Genomic DNA, 13,533 nt, shown 5'->3' on the forward strand with positions numbered 1-13,533 from the left:
GGTCCGGAGCTGATCCGCTCACCGGCCCCCTTTCCGCCGTGGCTGCCGGTCGGGTCGGTACCGATCAGCACAGCAAGGGGCCCGTGGTCGTGGTCGCCGGAGGTGGCACCGCAGGACACATCGAACCCGCCCTCGCCCTGGCCGACGCCGTCATGCGGCTGCGGCCGGACGCGACGGTCGTCGCCCTCGGCACCGAGCGCGGCCTGGAGAACAAGCTCGTCCCGGCCCGCGGCTACCCCCTCGAGCTGATCCCGCCGGTGCCCCTGCCGCGCAAGCCGACGCCGGAGCTGGTCAAGCTGCCGCTGAAGGTCCGCGATTCGGTGCGCAAGACCCGCGAGGTGCTGGAGCGCGTCGGCGCGGACGTCGTCGTCGGCTTCGGCGGGTACGTCGCCCTGCCGGCCTACCTGGCCGCGCGCGGGCGCGTCCCGATCGTCGTGCACGAGGCCAACAAGTCGGCCGGCCTGGCGAACAAGGTCGGCGCGCGGTTCGCCAAGCGCGTCGCCGTCGCCGTCCCCGGGACGACGTTGCCGAACGCCGAGGTGGTCGGGATCCCGCTGCGGCGGTCGATCACGTCGCTGGACCGCGCCGCGCTGCGTGCCGAGGCTCGCGCGCACTTCGGCCTGGACCCGGACGCGCCGACGCTGCTCGTCTTCGGCGGTTCGCAGGGCGCCCAGTCGATCAACAACGCGGTGTCGGGCGCGGCGAAGGACCTCGCCGACGCCGGCGTCGGCGTCCTGCACGCGCACGGCCCGAAGAACACGCTGGTCGTGCAGGAGTTCCCGGGCAAGCCGGCGTACGTGCCGGTGCCGTACCTGGAGCGGATGGACCTGGCGTACGCGGCGGCGGACGTCGCGATCTGCCGCTCGGGCGCGATGACCGTCGCCGAGGTGACGTCCGTCGGGCTGCCCGCGGTGTTCGTCCCGCTGCCGATCGGCAACGGCGAGCAGGCGTCCAACGGCCGCCCCGCGGTCGACGCCGGGGCCGCGCTGATGGTCGACGACGCCGACCTGAGTCCCGCCAAGGTCGCCGAGCTGGTCGTCCCGCTGGTCACCGACGCCGACCGCGTCGCGAAGATGAGCGCGGCGGCGGCCGGCATGGGCCACCGCGAAGCCGACGAGACCCTCGCCCGCATCGTCCTGGAGGCCGCTGGTGCCTGAGTTGCCCGCAGAACTGCACCGGGCCCACCTGATCGGGATCGGCGGGGCCGGCATGTCCGGCATCGCGCGGATCCTGCTGGCCCGCGGCGCTTTCGTGTCGGGTTCGGACGCCAAGGAGTCGCGCGCGCTGCTGTCGCTGCGGGCCCAGGGCGCCGAGCTGTTCGTCGGCCAGGCCGCCGCGAACATTTCCGCGCTTCCGCAGCCGCCGTCCGCGGTCGTCGTCTCGACGGCGATCAAGGAGACCAACCCCGAGCTGGCCGCCGCGCGCGCGGCGGGCGTCCCGGTCCTGCACCGGGCCCAGGCGCTGGCCGGGCTGATGGCGGGCCACCGCGTCGCCTGCATCGCGGGCACGCACGGCAAGACGTCGACGACGTCGATGCTCACCGTGGCGCTGCAGCACTGCCGGCTCGACCCGTCGTTCGCCATCGGCGGCGACCTCAACGAGTCCGGCGCCAACGCCCACCACGGCGAAGGCGGCGTCTTCGTCGCCGAAGCCGACGAGAGCGACGGCTCGTTCCTGACCTACTCGCCGTCGGTCGCGGTCGTGACGAACGTCGAGCCGGACCACCTGGACCACCACGGCACGGCCGAGGCCTACACCAAGGTGTTCAGCGACTTCATCGGCCGGATCGAGCCGGGTGGGCTGCTGATCGTCTGCGCCGACGACGAGGGCGCCGACGCGCTGGGCGACGAAGCCGAGAAGCGCGGGATCCGGGTGCAGCGGTACGGCCGTGAGGTCAGCGGCGTCGACGATGTCCGGATCGCCTCCTACGAGCCGCTGCCCGACGGCGGGATCGTGCGGATCTCACTGCGGGGCGAGCCGGTCGACGTCCGGGTCGCCGTGCCGGGCGACCACATGGCGCTGAACGCGGTCGCGGCCCTGCTGGCCGGGATCGAGCTCGGGGCGCCGGTTGCGGGCCTGGTCGCGGGGCTCGCGGCGTTCGGCGGGGTGCGCCGGCGGTTCGAGTTCAAGGGCCGGGCCGGCGACGTCCGCGTCTACGACGACTACGCCCACCACCCGACCGAGGTGGCCGCGCAGCTGCGCGCGGTGCGGACGGCGGCCGGGACCGGGCGCGTGATCGTCGTGTTCCAGCCGCACCTGTACTCGCGGACCAAGACGTTCTCGGCGGAGTTCGCCGAGGCGCTGTCACAGGCCGACGAGGTCGTCGTGCTGGACGTCTACGGCGCGCGCGAAGAGCCCGAGCCGGGTGTCACCGGCGCGCTGATCGCGGACCGGGTGACGGCGCCGGTGCACTACGAGCCGGCGTTCGACGTCGCCGCGCCGCTGGTCGCCGGGCTGGCGAAGCCGGGCGACCTGGTGGTGACCATGGGCGCCGGCGACGTGACGCAGCTGGGCCCGGAAATCCTCGCCGAGCTGGACAAGCGCTGAGGCCATGAGTCCGACCAGGGAACGCCGCCGTCCGCCCTCCTCCTCGGAAGAGGACGTGCCGGACCGCGCTGCCCTGGCCCGGCAACGCCGGGGGCGGCGTTCCGAGGAGGAGCGCCGCCGCACCCGGGCCGCGCGGCCCAAGCCGAGCCCGCGCAACCGGCCCAACCGGCAGGTGGAGATCCGCCGCCGGTGGGTCGCGCTGCTGACCGTGCTCACCGTGGTGGCCACGGTGTACCTGCTGTTCTTCAGCTCGATGCTCGGGGTGCAGGACGTCGCGGTCAGCGGCTCGCGCACGGTGTCCGCCGACCAGATCCGCACGGTGGCGGCGGTCCCGGCCGGCAAGCCGCTGCTGCGGCTGAGCACCGACGAGATCCGCGACCGGGTGGCGGGGATGCCGGGCATCGCCACGGTCGAGGTGTCGCGCTCCTGGCCGAACACGGTCGAGATCACGGTGACCGAGCGGACGGCGATCGCGTTCTTCGACAGCGGCCCGGGCGGCGACGGCGTCCACCTCGTCGACGGCGGCGGAGTGGTGTTCAAGACGGTCCCGGCGCGGCCGCCCGGCCTGCCGGAGCTGAAGCTGCCGAAGGTGTCGGCGGACGACCCGGTGACCCGCGCGGTGACGGCGGTGCTCGGCGTGATCCCGGAGCAGCTGCTCAAGCAGGTCACGACGGCGACGGCCAAGACGCCGGCGAGCGTGGAGTTCACGCTGGCCAGCGGGAAGATCGTGCGCTGGGGAACCGCGGAGCAGACGGACCGCAAGGCCAAGGTCCTGGCGGCCCTGCTGACCCAGGACGGCAAGGTCTACGACGTCGCGGCCCCGGAACTGCCCACCATCACCTCCTGACCTGACCCGACCTTCCTCGGAACTACGTGCGCCGGAGTTCTCGTATGCCGTACGATCTCGTACGGCATACGAGAACGAGGAGGGTGCTCATGACGATCCTGGTGACGGGCGCGACCGGCAGCGTCGGCCGGCTGGTGGTCGACGAACTCCTGGCCGCCGGAGTGCCGGTGCGGGCGCTGACCGTCGACCCCGGACGCGCGAACCTGCCGGCCGGGGCCGAGGTGGTCGTCGGCTCGCTGGCCAAGCCGTCGACGCTGCCGGTCGCGCTCGAGGGTGTCTCGGCGGTGTACCTGGCGCCGATGGCGCGGACCGTCCGGCGGTTCTGCGAGCTGGCGTCGGACGCCGGCGTCGAGCGGGTCGTCGCCCTGTCGGGCAGCAGCGTCGGCGACGACCACGAGGGGTCCAGTGGCCACGAGTACGCCGCCGTCGAGACCGCCGTCCGCGAGGCCGGGTTCGCCTGGACCTTCCTGCGGCCCGGCGTGTTCATGAACAACACGCTCGACTGGGCGCCCATGGTCCGGGCGGGCGAGGTCGCGATGGCCTACGGCGACGCGACGCAGACGCCGATCGACCTCGGCGACATCGCGGCGGTGGCCGCCCGCATCCTGGTGTCGGACGGACACGCCGGCACGACGTATGTCCTCAGTGGACCGGAGGCGATCAGCCTGCGCGGGCAGGTCGAGACGCTGGTTTCGGTGCTGGGCCGGGAAATCCGGTTCCGCGAGCTGACCCCAGCGCAGCAGCGCGCGCAGTGGATCGGTTACGGCGTCCCGGAATCCGCCGTCGGCTGGCTGCTCGAGGGCTTCGCGGAGACCCTGCGGCACCCGCAGGTCCCGACCGGCGTCGTCGAGGACCTTCTGGGGCGCCCGGGGACGACCTACGCGGAATGGGTGGCCGCGCGGCGGGAGGTGTTCGCCTAGGCCGGCTGCCTGACCGGCTCCCGCGTCCCGGTCCGCTCCGCGCCGATCCCGGCCGCCACGACGAACACCACGCCCACCGCCGCTCCGGCGTCCGGGACCTGGTGGAGCACGACGAACCCGATCGTCAGGGCGATGGCCGGTTCCAGGCTCATCAGCGTTCCGAACGCGGGGGCGGTCAGCCGCCGCAGCGCCAGCATTTCGAGCGCGAACGGCACGACCGGCAGCAGGATCGCGAGCCCGAGGCCGGTGAACAGCAGTGGCCAGGTCAGCTGCCCGATCACCGCCGGTCCGTAGGCCAGCGTCGCCACGATCCCGGCCACCGGCATCGACACCGCGAGCCCGCGCACGCCCGCCACTTCGTCGCCGACCCGTTGCGTCAGCAGGATGTAGCAGGCCCAGCAGACCGCGGACGCGAGCGCGAAGCCGACGCCCGGCAGGTCCGCGCCGCCCCGCCACGGCTGGGTCAGCAGCACCACGCCGACTGCGGCGAGGACGGGCCACAGCCGCTTGCCGCCGCGGCCGCGCGTGACGGCGACAGTCAGCGGGCCGAGGAACTCCAGCGCGCTGGCCGTGCCCAGCGGCAGCCGGGCGACGGCCTCCATGAACAGCATGGTCATCCCCGCCGTGACCACGCCCAGCCCGCAGCAGGCCACGAAGGTGCTCCGCCGGAACGACGACGGACGCGGCCGGACCACGACGAGCAGCAGCACCCCGGCCCAGGCCAGGCGCAGCCACGCCGCCCCTTCGGGACCCACACGGTCGAACAGGCCGACCGACACGGCGAGACCGAGCTGGACACAGAGCATGGCGGCGACGGCGAGGGACGCTCCGGCGCGAGACGAGGACGGCACGGCTCCAGCAAAGCCGACGCCGAACGTTCATGTCCACGTGGTAATCGTGGACATACCGTTCGCAATTCATGGACAATGACAGTGTGGACACCCGCCGGCTCCGGTTCCTGCTCGAGCTGTCCCGTCACGGCTCGATGCGTGCCGTGGCGGACGTGCTCGGGACGACGACGTCCACGGTGTCGCAGCAAATCGCGGTGCTGGCGCGGGAAACCGGCGTGCCGCTGCTCGAACCGGACGGCCGGCGCGTGCGGCTCACCCCCGCGGGACGGCGGCTGGCCGAGCACGCCGTGACGATCCTCGCCGCCGTGGAGGCCGCGCACGCCGATCTCGACCCCCACGCCGAGCCGGCCGGGACCGTGCGCGTCGCCGGGTTCGCCACCGCCGTGCGGCGCTCGGTGCTCCCGGCCGCGGCCGCCCTCGCCGAGCAGCACCCGCAGGTCCAGCTGCGGATCAGCGAGTACGAACCGCACGAGGCGTTCGCCGCGCTGCTGGCCGACGACATCGACCTCGCCCTCACCTACGACTACGACCTCGCCCCGGCGGCCGTGGACCCCACGATCGCCGCGAGTCCACTGTGGACAGCGTGGTGGGGGCTCGCCGTGCCGGCCGCCGACGCGGGCCGGGTGCGCGGCGACGGGACGGTAGCCGTCTTCGAGGCGTTCCGCGACCACGGCTGGATCGTCAACTCCCGCAACATCGCCGACGAAGACGTCGTCCGGCGGCTGGCGGCGATGGCGGGGTTCACGCCGGCCGTGACGCACCGCGCGGACAGCCTGGAACTGGTGGAGGACCTCATCACGACCGGCCCGGCTCCCGCGGTCGGCCTGCTGCCGGCGGGCCGGGTCACGAAGCCGGGGGTCGCGCTGCTCCCGCTCGCCGGGCCGGACGTGCGGCAGCGCGCCTTCGCCTGCACCCGCCGCGGGCGCGAGGCGTGGCCCCCGCTGGCGCTGGTGCTCGGCCTGCTCGCGCGTTAGACCTTCGTGCGGACCATCCCGGCCAGGCCGAGCAGCGGGAGCACGCCGGCGAACACGACGACCGCCGTCCAGCCGCCGAGGTGGTAGGCGACCGAGCCCGCCTGCGAGCCGATCGCGCCGCCGATGAAGAACGTGCCCAGGTAGACGCTGTTGATCCGGGCGCGGGCCGACGGGTCGAGCTGGTAGATCGTGTGCTGCCCGACGACCAGGGTGGTCTGGACGGCCATGTCGACGGCGATCGCGGCGATCGCCAGCAGGACGACGTTGTGCGCACCGAGCCCGGCGAGCGCGAAGGCCGCGGCGCAGAGCACGAAGGCGCCCGCGGTGAGCGGCCGGCCGTGCCCGTGGTCCGCCCACCGCCCGGCCAGCGGCGCGACGGCGGCACCGGCGGCGCCCGCCAGTGCGAAGAGCCCGACGCCGAGCTGGGAGTAGTTGAACGGCGGCGAGGTCAGGACGAAGGCGATGGTCGTCCAGAACGCGCTGAAGGCACCGAACATCGCCGACTGGTAGAGGGCGCGGTGGCGCAGCGGCGGGTGCTTGCGCGCCATGGCGAAGGTGGAGCGGATCAGCTCGCCGTAGGGGACGTCGGTCTTCGGGGCGCGGGGCGGCAGGATGAAGCGCAGCACGAGGGCGAGCGCGGCCATCGCGACGGCGGAGATGAGGAAGACGACCCGCCAGCCGGTGACTTCGGCGAGCAGGCTGGCGACCACGCGCGAGAGCAGGATGCCGAAGAGCAGCCCGCTGACGACCCGCCCGACGATCCGCCCCCGGATGGCGTCGGGCGAGATGTCGGCGGCGAACGGGATGAGGATCTGCACGACGACCGACGCGGCCCCGACGGCCAGCGAAGCGACGAGCAGCACGGCGAACCCGGGCGCGATGCCGGTGACGACGAGACCGGCGCAGGCGACGGCGAGCAGCGTCGCGACGAGACCGCGGTTCTCGAGCCGGTCACCGAGCGGAACGAGCAGCAGCATCCCGGCGGCGTACCCGATCTGGGTGGCGGTGACGACACCCCCGGCGGCGGCCTCCCCGACGCCGAAGGTCCGCTGCAGCTCGGCGAGCAGCGGCTGGGCGTAGTAGAGGTTGGCGACGGTCAGTCCACAGGAGACGGCCAGCAGCAGCACGAGCCACCCGGGCGGCGCTTTCTGCTCGGTCTCGGTCATGCGTACCCCCAGGCGGGTGGAACCGGTTTGATCGGTTCCCGACGGTACCAGTCAAACCGGTTCCGGCGTACTGTGACACACATGACGGACAGATTCCGCGCGGGAGCGGGCCGCCTGTGCCTCGACTTCATCCGCACGCTCCGGTACCGGGGAACGCCGGCGGAGACGGAGGAACTGCCGGACGAGCCGGCCTGGGGAGCGTGGATCGACCAGTTCGGGCCGTTCGCCGCGCCGGTGCTGCCGTCTCCGTCTTCGTCTCGTGACGCGCGGGGGGTGCGTGAAGCGGTCCACGAGTTGCTGACCGGATCGCTGCGGCCGTCGTCGCGGCAGCGGTTGAACCGGTTCGCGGCGTTGCCGGTACCGGCGCCGTCGTTGAGCGCGTCCGGCGAACTGCGTTGGCAGGCCGCGGATCCGGCGTCGGCGATGCTGGCTTCGGTGGCGCGGGACGCGCTGGAGCTGGCGACGTCACCGGAGTTCGCGCGCGTCCGCCGGTGCGCGGGAAGCCGGTGCGGGGCGTTGTTCCTGGACACGTCCCGCCCGGGGACGCGGCGGTGGTGCTCGATGGAGGTGTGCGGGAACCAGGCGAAGAAGTCGACATATCGAGCCAAGGTCTCCGCTTCCTGAGGTGGGGTTATGCGAACACGTGACTGGACGCTATGTGACCTTGTAGGCACACAGAGTGGCCGCTACCGTCGTGGTCATGAAACTCAGGAAGCTTGCCGGGACGTGCGACGACGAGACGTGCCCGACTGTCTACCTGTCGGATCGCAACACCCTCGTGCTGCAGGGTGACGCGGTGCTCAGTGCTGCCGGCCTGGTCTTTTCTCCTCCTGAGCAGGCTGTCGAACTGTCAGTGGAGCTCGTCGAGGAGGCATTGCGTGCGCTTGGGCGCTGAGTGGACGAGATACTTCGACGAGTTCACGGTGTCGGCGTTTCGCCTCGAGACCAGCAGACCTATGCGATGCCGGCCGAGCGGTCCAATATCGACCTGTTCCTGTCCGGTGGTGAACGTCCTGCGGGCCACAATGCCGCGTGGCACGGCCGAATCGAGCCGATCGTCGCGTCCGGTCGAATCGTTCAGCGTGCCAAGGTGATCCGTCGGCCGTTGACGGACTACCTTCGCTACCAGCGAGCGTGGAGCATTCCTGGAAATATCGCTGCCGGTGAGGACTACCGGATGGTCGATATCACCGAGGACGACTGGGGCTTGCCTGATCAGGACTTCTGGCTGTTCGACGACGCGACGGTGGTGCATCTGGATTACCACCTCGACGGTACCTTTGCCGGTGCCGAATTGGTGGAGGAGCCTGACCTGGCGCGGTACTGTCGTTGGCGAGATGTAGCTTTGAGTCACGGGGTGCCGTTTGGCGAATGGGATGCTGGAGCCGGACCGGCAGGGTGAGCAGCGTGCGACCTTGGCGGAGTTGCTGCGTGAGTTGCGGCAGGCCGCCGGCCTCTCGGGTGAGAGGCTCGCCGCCCGGTGTGCCATGAGCCAGGCGAAGATCAGCCGTATCGAGACGGGAAAGGTTCTCCCGTCGGTGATCGACGTGGAACAGATCGTCGCGGCGCTGGCCGTGCCGGACGATGCCGCCGAAAAGCTCGTGGCGCTTGCCCGGGTCGCGAACGTCGGTTACACCTCCTGGCGGTCGCTGGCACGTACGGACCTTTGGCGGGGTCAGCTCGAAATCAAAGCGCTGCACGAGTCTTCGCGGGTGGTCCGGCAGTTTCTCCCGGCGATCCCCAGTGGCCTGCTGCAGACGCCGGACTACGCGCGGCAGGTGCTCACTTCGACCGTCAAGGGCCGGCCGGAGCGTGATGTCGGGAAGATGCTCGAAACTCGGTTGGCCTGGCAGCGGGTGCTGGAAGAAACCGGCCGGCAGTTCGAGTTCGTGTTGACCGAGCAGGCGGTCCGCTGGCGGCGAGCATCGCTGTCCGTGATGGTCGGCCAGTCGGCGAACCTCGCTGCCCTGAGCGAGCGGGAGAACATCGAGATCTCGATCGTGCCGCAGGCGAGCGAAATCCGGGCATCTCCCTTGAACCTCTTCGTCATCTACGACGAGCGGCTGGTCACGGTCGAGCTGTTCTCCGGTACTGTCGCCCTGCGTGACCCGAGGGACATCGATTATCACCTCGAGTTGTTCGACTTCTTCCGGTCGCATGCGCTGAGGGGTGAGGAGGCAACGGGCCTCCTTCGTTCGATTGCCGAGGCGTTCAAGCGCGAAACTGAATAGTGCCTTTATGTGGACACAAGAGTAGCCGTGGCGTTCGTCATCGGCGAGATGCCACGATTCTCGCGTGGAAAACATCACTCGCACCTGTGGTGACTGCAGGGGAAAGGGCTGCGGAAGCTGCGATGGCACCGGCACGATCACCATTGTCGAAGACTGACCCGCTCCTCCGCCCCGGCCTCGTCCCCGAAGAATTCCGGTCCGGCACCAGAAAGCAAACCTTCTACCGAGCCCCTTACTCCACCGAAGGTCCACGGGAAACCACGGGTCCCACGGGAACCCGTGTCTGCCTCTTCATGTATGCACTTCGTCTTTTGCTGGGCCGAAGGAGCCTCAGTCGTGCACGTCAGTCACGGCACGCTCGACGGCCCGAAGATGACCCTCTGGGCCGACATCAAGATAGCCGGTCGCTGGTCTGGGCCCGTCCTGGCCGAGTTCGGCCGGACCTGGGTGACCGCCCACCTCGCCAGGTTCGCCCGATGAACAGCCCCTCGCCGCCGCAGCGGGCGAGGGGCTGTGCGGAACGTCAGACGAGCGCCGCGTCCATCGTGATCGTCGTGCCCGCCAGGGCTTTCGACACCGGGCACGTCTTCTCCGCCGTCTCCGCGTACTCCGCGAACTGCTCCGCGGTCACGCCCGGGATCGAGGCCCGCAGGGTGATCGCGATGCCGCTGATCTCGAAGCCGCCGCCCGCTGCCGGGCCGAGGGTGACCTCCGCGCTCACGTCGATCGAGTCCGCCGTGAGCTTCTGGGCCTCCAGCACGCCCGACAGGTTCATCGCCAGGCACGACGAGTGCGCCGCCGCGATGAGTTCCTCCGGGCTCGTCTGGCCGTCCGGGTTGCCCGCGCGGGTCGGGAACGACACGGCGAACGTGCCCGCGTTGGACGAGTCCAGGGTGACCTCGCCCTTCCCGCTGTTCAGTCCGCCGACCCAGTGGGTGGTCGCGTCACGGCTGGGCATCAGGGCCTCCATGTGTGTAGGCGGTGGCCGACGCCGTCAGCCGCCGCAGGGTTGCGATCAGTTCGTGCCGAGAAGCGTCGTCGAGGCCCAGTGCGCAGCCGATCGCCGAGGGGATGCCCGCCGCGCGGGTGCGCAGGGCACGGCCCTCCTCGGTCAGGCTGACCACCACCGTGCGTTCGTCCTCGGGCAACCGCGCCCGCGTGACGAACCCGTTGGCCTCGAGCCGCTTGAGCAGCGGGGAAAGCGTGCCGTAGTCCAGGTGCAGTGCCTCGCCGATCTCCTTGACCGGCCGGGCATCGGACTCCCACAGCACCAGCAGCACCAGGTACTGCGGGTAGGTGAGCCCCAGTTCGCCGAGCAGGGGCCGGTACGCGTCCGTCACGGCGCGCGACGCCGCGTACAGCGCGAAGCAGGTTTGCTCGTCCAGCTGGAACTCGTTAGGCACGTCCGTAAACCTAGCCCACGATTACATCGTGCGCAAGGTATCGGAACTGTCGGACCCCTCTGGCACAGTGCGTCGCATGACCAGACCCGAGCGCCCGCAGGCGCCGCTCACCGGCGGCGAGCGCGACATCCTGACCGGCCTGCTCGACTACCACCGCGCCACCGTCGCGTGGAAGTCCGGCGGCCTCACCGAAGACCAGGCCCGGCAGGTGCACCTGCCGAGCGAGCTGATGACCGTCGCCGGCCTCGTCGCCCACCTCACGCTCGACGAGTGGTTCTGGTTCGCCGTGGTCGTCGGCGGCGAGGAGGACACCTGGGAAGAGAAGCTCCAGCAGGACCCGGACGCCGAGTTCCGGGTCTCGCCGGACACCACGCTCGAAACCCTCCTCGCCGGCTACGAGCAGCAATGCGCCCGCAGCCGCCGGATCGTCGCCGAGCACAGCCTCGACGACGAAGTGACGCACAAGGACGAGACCTTCAACGTCCGCTGGGTCCTCACGCACATGATCGAGGAGACCGCGCGGCACGTCGGTCACCTCGACGTGCTGCGCGAGCTCACCGACGGGCTCACCGGGGAGTGACCTTCCTGGGCGGCAACGGGAAGAACCCGCTGGTGCGCTCGACGTAGTGCGCGTACGCCGGGCGCGTGCGCGCCATTCCCTTCTCCAGCATGGGTTTGCCCGTTCCGCGGGCGAGGGTGAACGTCATCGCCACGGGGGAGAGGATCGTCAACGCGCCCGGCCACGTCGAGCAGGCCAGCAGGTAGAGGCCCCACCACACGCACGCGTCGCCGAAGTAGTTCGGGTGCCGTGTGTAGTGCCACAAGCCCGTGTCCAGCACGCGGCCGCGGTTGGCCGGGTCGGCCTTGAAGCGGCGCAGCTGGTCGTCGCCGATCGTCTCGAAGGCGAAGCCGACCACCCACACGGCGATGCCCAGCCGGCCCAGGACACCGATCCCCGTGCCGTCCACCGCGAACTGCACCGGGAGGGAGACGAAGTACAGCACCACCGCCTGGAACAGGTACACCCGGACGAACATCTTCAGCCGCCCGTGGCCCATCCGCGCGTACCGCGGGTCCTCGGGCAGCTTGTGGTTGCGCAGGTGCAGGTGCACCGAGAGGCGCACGCCCCAGATGACGGTCAGCAGCGTCACCACGAGCCGCAGCGGCAGCGGACCGTCCCCGAACGGGAAGGCCACGAGCGCGACGATCGCGAACCCGAGCCCCCAGAACGTGTCGATCGTGTCGTACCGCTTGCGCGCCAGCGCGATCCCGAACGTCACGGCGACCGCCGCCAGCGTGACGACGGCCGTGACCAGCAGCTGCGGCATCAGCACCACTCCCGCGTCGCCGGCATCCCCGACCGGCCGTGCTCGTCGGGCCGCACGGCCAGGATCTGGTCCACACCCATCCGGTTCTCCTCGAACGCCAGCGCCCCGCCCACCAGGTACAGCCGCCAGACCCGCGCGCCGGTCTCGCCGATCAGCGCGACGACGTCGGCCCAGTTCTCCTCCAGGGTGTCGGCCCAGGCCCGCACCGTCCAGACGTAGTGCTCGCGCATCGCGTGCACGTCCCGGACCTCGAGGCCGGCGGTCTCCAGGTGGTCGACGGTCCGGCCCACCGGGCGCATGGTCATGTCGGGGGCGATGTACCGCTCGATGAACGCGCCACCGCCGGGGGCGACGTTGCCGCGGGACATCTGCTGGATCAGCACCCGGCCACCGGGCTTGACCATCTTGTGCAGCGTCGCCGCGTACGCCGGGTAGTTGACCTCGCCGACGTGCTCGCCCATCTCGATCGACGCCACCGCGTCGAACGGCGCGTCCGGCAGCTCGCGGTAGTCCTGGCGGCGCACCTCGACGCGGTCCGCGAGGTCGTGCTGGGCGAGCCGGCCGCGGATGTGCTGCAGCTGCTCGGCCGACAGCGTGATGCCGACGGCCTCGACGCCGTGGTGCTTGGCCGCGTGGACCAGCAGCGAGCCCCAGCCGCAGCCGACGTCGAGCAGCCGCATGCCCGGCCGCAGGCCCAGCTTGCGGCAGATCATTTCCAGCTTGTCGTGCTGGGCCTGTTCGAGGCTCTGCGACTCCGACGTGAAGTACGCGCTCGAGTAGGCCATCGAATCGTCCAGCAGCAGCTGGTAGAACGCGTTTCCCAGGTCGTAGTGGTGGGCGATGGCGGACTTGTCCCGCAGCAGGCTGTGCAGCTTCCCGGACAGCCGGGCCTCCTCGGCGGGCGGCTTCGGCGGCAACCCCGCGACACCCAGGCCGGCGGCCAGCGAGACGGCTTCCGCCCAGTCCCGCGGCCGCAGCTTGACCCGGTTGAGCTCCCCCGTGCGGGTGAGGGCCCAGATCCGGCGGAAGCCGTCGGCGAGGTCGCCCTCGACGTCGAGGTCCCCGGTGACGTAGGCGCGGGCGAGCCCCAGCTCGCCGGGCGCGTAGAGCAGGCGGCGCAGCGCGCGGCGGTTGCGGAGCACGACCGTGGGTGCGTCCGGCGGGCCGGCGCGGGTGCCGTCCCAGGTGCGGAGGCCGACGGGGAGCGGCCCGCCGAGGAGCTTTTCGGCGAACGAGGCGAGACGGTGCGCGGTGGTGTTCGGCATG

General features: G+C 71.3%; 17 protein-coding genes. 11 read left to right on the top strand and 6 right to left on the bottom strand.

Annotated features, from left to right (window positions below; translation table 11 throughout):
* Window positions 1-38 precede the first annotated feature (38 nt).
* The 4 genes from murG (at window position 39) to AB0M93_RS12755 (ending at window position 4,314) form a co-directional block, all read left to right on the top strand.
* Window positions 39-1,157: an undecaprenyldiphospho-muramoylpentapeptide beta-N-acetylglucosaminyltransferase gene (gene murG, locus AB0M93_RS12740; RefSeq protein ID WP_364271958.1), complete on the top strand. Its 1,119-nt coding sequence runs from the start codon at window positions 39-41 to the stop codon at window positions 1,155-1,157.
* Window positions 1,150-2,547 (top strand): UDP-N-acetylmuramate--L-alanine ligase, encoded by a 1,398-nt coding sequence (murC, locus tag AB0M93_RS12745; protein ID WP_364271961.1) that lies wholly within the window; start codon window positions 1,150-1,152, stop codon window positions 2,545-2,547. Before murG ends, murC begins: the two co-directional genes overlap by 8 nt.
* A 4-nt stretch (window positions 2,548-2,551) precedes the next feature.
* Window positions 2,552-3,394: an FtsQ-type POTRA domain-containing protein gene (locus tag AB0M93_RS12750; RefSeq protein WP_364271964.1), complete on the top strand. Its 843-nt coding sequence runs from the start codon at window positions 2,552-2,554 to the stop codon at window positions 3,392-3,394.
* Between the two features lie 89 nt (window positions 3,395-3,483).
* On the top strand, window positions 3,484-4,314 hold the full coding sequence (locus tag AB0M93_RS12755; protein WP_364271967.1) for an NAD(P)H-binding protein: 831 nt from the start codon (window positions 3,484-3,486) through the stop codon (window positions 4,312-4,314).
* Here AB0M93_RS12755 and AB0M93_RS12760 read toward each other — a convergent pair.
* Window positions 4,311-5,165 carry an EamA family transporter gene (locus AB0M93_RS12760; protein ID WP_364271970.1) on the bottom strand — a complete coding sequence of 285 codons (855 nt, stop codon included), beginning with the start codon at window positions 5,163-5,165 and terminating at the stop codon, window positions 4,311-4,313. The genes AB0M93_RS12755 and AB0M93_RS12760 overlap by 4 nt on opposite strands.
* Window positions 5,166-5,233: 68 nt before the next feature.
* Between AB0M93_RS12760 and AB0M93_RS12765 the strand changes: the two genes are divergently transcribed.
* Window positions 5,234-6,139 carry a LysR family transcriptional regulator gene (locus tag AB0M93_RS12765; RefSeq protein WP_364271973.1) on the top strand — a complete coding sequence of 302 codons (906 nt, stop codon included), beginning with the start codon at window positions 5,234-5,236 and terminating at the stop codon, window positions 6,137-6,139.
* Here AB0M93_RS12765 and AB0M93_RS12770 read toward each other — a convergent pair.
* The gene (locus AB0M93_RS12770; RefSeq protein WP_364271976.1) at window positions 6,136-7,305 is read right to left on the bottom strand and encodes an MFS transporter; all 1,170 of its coding nucleotides are present in this window, start codon (window positions 7,303-7,305) and stop codon (window positions 6,136-6,138) included. The genes AB0M93_RS12765 and AB0M93_RS12770 overlap by 4 nt on opposite strands.
* An 81-nt stretch (window positions 7,306-7,386) precedes the next feature.
* Between AB0M93_RS12770 and AB0M93_RS12775 the strand changes: the two genes are divergently transcribed.
* The 5 genes from AB0M93_RS12775 (at window position 7,387) to AB0M93_RS12795 (ending at window position 10,016) form a co-directional block, all read left to right on the top strand.
* Window positions 7,387-7,929 carry an ABATE domain-containing protein gene (locus AB0M93_RS12775; RefSeq protein WP_364271979.1) on the top strand — a complete coding sequence of 181 codons (543 nt, stop codon included), beginning with the start codon at window positions 7,387-7,389 and terminating at the stop codon, window positions 7,927-7,929.
* Between the two features lie 76 nt (window positions 7,930-8,005).
* Window positions 8,006-8,200 (top strand): hypothetical protein, encoded by a 195-nt coding sequence (locus tag AB0M93_RS12780; protein WP_364271982.1) that lies wholly within the window; start codon window positions 8,006-8,008, stop codon window positions 8,198-8,200.
* Window positions 8,201-8,707 carry a DUF6879 family protein gene (locus AB0M93_RS12785; protein ID WP_364271985.1) on the top strand — a complete coding sequence of 169 codons (507 nt, stop codon included), beginning with the start codon at window positions 8,201-8,203 and terminating at the stop codon, window positions 8,705-8,707.
* Window positions 8,708-8,720: 13 nt separating this feature from the next.
* Window positions 8,721-9,536 (top strand): helix-turn-helix transcriptional regulator, encoded by an 816-nt coding sequence (locus AB0M93_RS12790; protein ID WP_364271987.1) that lies wholly within the window; start codon window positions 8,721-8,723, stop codon window positions 9,534-9,536.
* Window positions 9,537-9,872: 336 nt separating this feature from the next.
* Complete coding sequence (locus AB0M93_RS12795) at window positions 9,873-10,016, top strand: hypothetical protein (RefSeq protein WP_364271990.1); 144 nt, start codon at window positions 9,873-9,875, stop codon at window positions 10,014-10,016.
* A 43-nt stretch (window positions 10,017-10,059) separates the two neighbouring features.
* Here AB0M93_RS12795 and AB0M93_RS12800 read toward each other — a convergent pair whose 3' ends face one another.
* Together AB0M93_RS12800 and AB0M93_RS12805 are read right to left on the bottom strand one after the other, a co-directional pair.
* Complete coding sequence (locus tag AB0M93_RS12800) at window positions 10,060-10,494, bottom strand: OsmC family peroxiredoxin (protein ID WP_364271992.1); 435 nt, start codon at window positions 10,492-10,494, stop codon at window positions 10,060-10,062.
* A complete protein-coding gene (locus AB0M93_RS12805; RefSeq protein ID WP_364271994.1) occupies window positions 10,481-10,939 on the bottom strand; it encodes a MarR family transcriptional regulator in 459 nt (152 codons plus the stop codon). Before AB0M93_RS12805 ends, AB0M93_RS12800 begins: the two co-directional genes overlap by 14 nt.
* 76 nt (window positions 10,940-11,015) lie before the next feature.
* On the opposite strand from AB0M93_RS12805, the gene AB0M93_RS12810 reads away from it, so the two are divergent.
* Window positions 11,016-11,519: a DinB family protein gene (locus tag AB0M93_RS12810; RefSeq protein WP_364271997.1), complete on the top strand. Its 504-nt coding sequence runs from the start codon at window positions 11,016-11,018 to the stop codon at window positions 11,517-11,519.
* Here AB0M93_RS12810 and AB0M93_RS12815 read toward each other — a convergent pair.
* Together AB0M93_RS12815 and AB0M93_RS12820 are read right to left on the bottom strand one after the other, a co-directional pair.
* Window positions 11,506-12,267: a DUF1295 domain-containing protein gene (locus AB0M93_RS12815; RefSeq protein ID WP_364272000.1), complete on the bottom strand. Its 762-nt coding sequence runs from the start codon at window positions 12,265-12,267 to the stop codon at window positions 11,506-11,508. The genes AB0M93_RS12810 and AB0M93_RS12815 overlap by 14 nt on opposite strands.
* A complete protein-coding gene (locus AB0M93_RS12820) occupies window positions 12,267-13,532 on the bottom strand; it encodes a cyclopropane-fatty-acyl-phospholipid synthase family protein (RefSeq protein ID WP_364272002.1) in 1,266 nt (421 codons plus the stop codon). Before AB0M93_RS12820 ends, AB0M93_RS12815 begins: the two co-directional genes overlap by 1 nt.
* Between the last annotated feature and the right edge of the window lies 1 nt (window position 13,533).

It is taken from the genome of Amycolatopsis sp. NPDC051102, assembly GCF_040682815.1.
Taxonomy (GTDB): Bacteria; Actinomycetota; Actinomycetes; order Mycobacteriales; family Pseudonocardiaceae; genus Amycolatopsis.